Source organism: Roseateles sp., assembly GCF_036404855.1.
Lineage (GTDB): Bacteria > Pseudomonadota > Gammaproteobacteria > Burkholderiales > Burkholderiaceae_C > Pelomonas.
Window position 1 is genome coordinate 1 of record NZ_DASWYS010000273.1, and the last position, 3437, is coordinate 3437.

2 protein-coding genes and 1 pseudogene are annotated in these 3437 nt (G+C 70.3%); all 3 read right to left on the minus strand.

Annotated elements, in window-relative coordinates; genetic code table 11:
- Positions 1–1164: MBL fold metallo-hydrolase (locus VGF12_RS18020; RefSeq protein ID WP_331177426.1), on the minus strand; the 1164-nt coding region annotated here is incomplete at its 3' end.
- A gap of 94 nt (positions 1165–1258) precedes the next feature.
- Positions 1259–3088 (minus strand): sialidase family protein, encoded by a 1830-nt coding sequence (locus VGF12_RS18025; protein ID WP_331177427.1) that lies wholly within the window; start codon positions 3086–3088, stop codon positions 1259–1261.
- A gap of 110 nt (positions 3089–3198) precedes the next feature.
- Positions 3199–3437: pseudogene (locus VGF12_RS18030) on the minus strand (hypothetical protein); the annotation flags it as partial.

The window sequence follows — 3437 nt, forward strand, 5'->3', positions numbered from 1 at the left end:
ATTCACGGGCACCCAGCGGCCGCGAACCTTGATCTCGCGTTCGCCTGCCACCATGCGCGCGCCCCGCGTTCCGCCGGCCTGGAAGCCGGGAAAGGCGATGTGGTGGCGGGCCTGGGGGGCGAGCGTCTCGATGTAGTTGAGCACGCGACCGCCCGTCGCCATGCCGCTGGCGGAGATGACGATGGAAGGCTTGGCGCGCGGCGCGCTGAGGCTGGCGGCCAGCTTCAGGCTCTGGGCCTGCTTGGTCACGTAGTGCACGCGGTCGGTCAGGCTGCGCGCCTCGGCTGCCGAAATGCGCAGCAGCCGGGCGTGCTTGACGGTCAGCTCGGTGGCCTGTTCGGCCATGGGGCTGTCCAGCCAGATCGGCACGTCCAGCGGCAGCTCGCCAGCGTTGCGCAGTCGTTGCAGCAACAGCAGCAGGGCCTGGGCGCGCCCCACGGCAAAGCTGGGCAGCAGGACGGAGCCGCCGCGCTTGAAGGTGTTGCGCAGGAGCTGGCCGAGGTGGGCCTGGGCGTCCTGGGCCGGATGCAGACGGTTGCCGTAGGTGGATTCGATGACCACCACGTCGGCCGCGGCCGGCACCTGGGGCACGGGCATCAGCAGGTCATTGACACGACCGATGTCACCCGAGAACAGCAGCGAGCGGCCGGCCTGGCTGACATGGATGCTGCAGGCGCCCAGCAGGTGGCCGGCCGGCGTGAAGCGGATGTCGGTGGCGCCCAGGCGCAGCCGGCCGTCGCGGGGCAGGGCAGCGAACTGCTTGAGCGTCGCCTCGGCCTCGCGCACGCTGTAAAGCGGCAGTGCCTTCTCATGGCGGCTGCTGCCCTCCTTGTTGGCGCGGCGGGCGTCCTCTTCCTGCAGGTGGGCGCTGTCGCGCAGCAGTACGTCGCAGAGGTCGCGTGTGGCCGAGGTGGCGTAGATCGGGCCCTTGAAGCCCTGGCGGCGCAGCGCAGGCAGGTAGCCGCAATGGTCCAGGTGGGCATGGGAGAGCAGCACGGCGTCGAGCTGCGTGGCGGGCGCACCGAGCGCCATCCAGTTGCGTTCGCGCAGGGCCTTGAAGCCCTGGAAGAGGCCGGCATCCAGCAGCAGGCGCTGCTCGCCCAGGGTCAGCAGGTGGCGCGAGCCGGTGACAGTGTCGGCGGCGCCGAGGAAGGTCAGCTTCAAGACGGAGTCCTCTGTGGCAACGGTTCAGGACTCCATTCGACCACGGCGTGAGGGCCGCCGACTTGATGGGGCGCAAGCCGGCGGCGCGACGGGGTCAGGGCTGCACGCGCACGACGGTGTCCTGGTTGGCGGGCGTCACTCCAGGCTGACCGCGGAAGTCGGTCCAGACGGCGACGCCGCGGCCCATGGCATCGATGGCTGTGCCGGTGTAGTCGCCGATGAAGCTGCCGGTGAACAGTGTCCAGGGGTTGGACGACTCGCTGCTGAAGCGCGTCTCGGCGGCGAAGGTCTGGCCGCCGTCGACCGACATGCGGCCGGCGTAGTCGATGCAGACGTTGGTCTGGCGGTTGATGCCGCTGCCGAAACTCGCCGGCAGCAGGGTGCCGTCGGCATAGCCGGCCTGGCCCACCGTGACGACGCGCAACGCGCAGCGCATGTCGGCGCCGCCCAGGCCGCCCGCCGCCTTGGCATGGCGGCGCGTGTAGTAGCCGACCATGACCTTGCCACCCCGCGCTGCCACGGCCGGGAACACCGTGTCGTCGGTGGGTGGATTCAGGACCTGGTCGGCGCTGAAGTGCTCGCCGTCGTCGGTGTAGACGTAGTGCACCTGGTTCTGCGTGTTGCCCAGCGTGGGATCGAAGCCGCCGCCTTTTTCATAGCCACAGCTCGGGTGGGCACGGTTGTCGGCCCAGGCGATGTGGACGCGGCCGGTGTCGGCATCGACCGCCATGCTCGGGAAGCTGTTGATGCGGTAGTTCTGCGCGCTGAGCGTCTGGCGGCCCTGGCCGCCAATCTGCGTGGGGTAGCAGTTGAAGTCGTCGTAGATGCGCGGGCCGCGGGTGTTGGTCCACGTCAGACCGCCGTCGCGCGAGCGGGCCAGCACGACGGCGTCAGCCTGGTAGCCCGTCTCGGGCATGGCTGCGATGAAGGAGACGTAGAGCGTGCCATCGGGGGCCACGGCCGGGATGGAGCCCTGGTCATAGGGGTAGGCGGAGGCGCTGACCTGGTGCGGCTCGCTCCAGCTGAGCCCGCCATCGCGGGACGACGCGTGAAAGATGGGTGAGGCGCCGAACTTGCCGTTGGGCGTGGACTGGAACCAGGTCCAGGTGAGGTGGACGCCGCCGTCCGGGCCGACCGTGATCCATTCCTTGTCATGGAAGAAGTTGCTGGTGGCCGTGTAGTGCACCATGGTCGGCCGGCTCCAGCTGAGGCCGCCGTCGGTCGACACGGCGACGGCGACGCCGCTGCGCGACTGCTTGGGGCTGGGGCCGCCGGCGCATTCCAGGCCGGCGTAGTAGAGCCGGTCGCCGCCGGGCGAGAAGGCCAGCACCGGGTCGCCGCAGGAGTCGACGTTCTTGAACACACCGCCAGCGCCACTCTCCAGGGTCCAACCGGGCAGGACGATGTTGCGCCAGCTCGCGCCCCGGTCGGTCGACACGTAGACCGTGTGCACGTTGGCGCGGTACTCGTTGGCCGAGGTCACCAGGTGGTTGGGATTGGCCGGATGGGTGACGATGTTCTGCTCGTTCTGAGGATTGAAGCAGCTGCCTGCCAGTCCGGGCAGGGCGGAGGCAAACGCGAAAGGCGTGTCGCCGACGATCGCGTCGTTTTCTCCCGCGGCGAAGGCCGCATAGGTGACGCCGGCCAGGGCGCGACATTGAGAGAACAGCAAGAAGCTGTTGGCAGCCGGCAGACCCAGCGCGCTGCCCGGCACAGGGTGCGCGGCGGCATAGGCCTCGTAGTCGGCTGCGGTCCAGCGCTCGCCAGCTTCGGCGTTGGCGCCGTCGGCGTTGTCAGGCCCTACGGGTTTGAAGCGGTTGCCGGCCGGCGCTCCATGCGCCGCCAGGGCGGCGCCCAGGGCCACGCACGTGAAAACGGCCGCACTGAGGCGGCCGAAACGGGGGAGGTGAGTGAGCAGGCTCATGGCTGTCTCCTCGAAGTTGCGTCGCGAGGACGCGGATCGACGACGCTATGCCTGTGCCCCCCGCCTTTCCAGCCCCCGAGCTGTCTCGGGGCTTGCTGGCGTGCTCGCGTTCAGCGCTTGGGCTGAGTCAGGCGCGGGCCGTTGTTGTGCCGCGGGGCACCTCCGTCACGGCCGGGCTGGCTGGAGGCCGCACGCGGCGCGTGCTGCGCGTGGGGCTTGGCCGCCGGCTTGGCACCGCCATGGCCGGTATGGCCCTGCGGCTTGGGCGCAGGCTTGGCACCGCCATGGCCGGTGAGGCCCTGCGGCTTGGCCGCCGGGCGGGCGCCGCCGTCGCGCGAGCCGCTGCGGT

What these genes read in the sequence shown, in the direction of transcription:
- VGF12_RS18025 (WP_331177427.1), bottom strand. Translation starts at nt 3,088, where the DNA reads ATGAGCCTGCTCACTCACCTCCCCCGTTTCGGCCGCCTCAGTGCGGCC.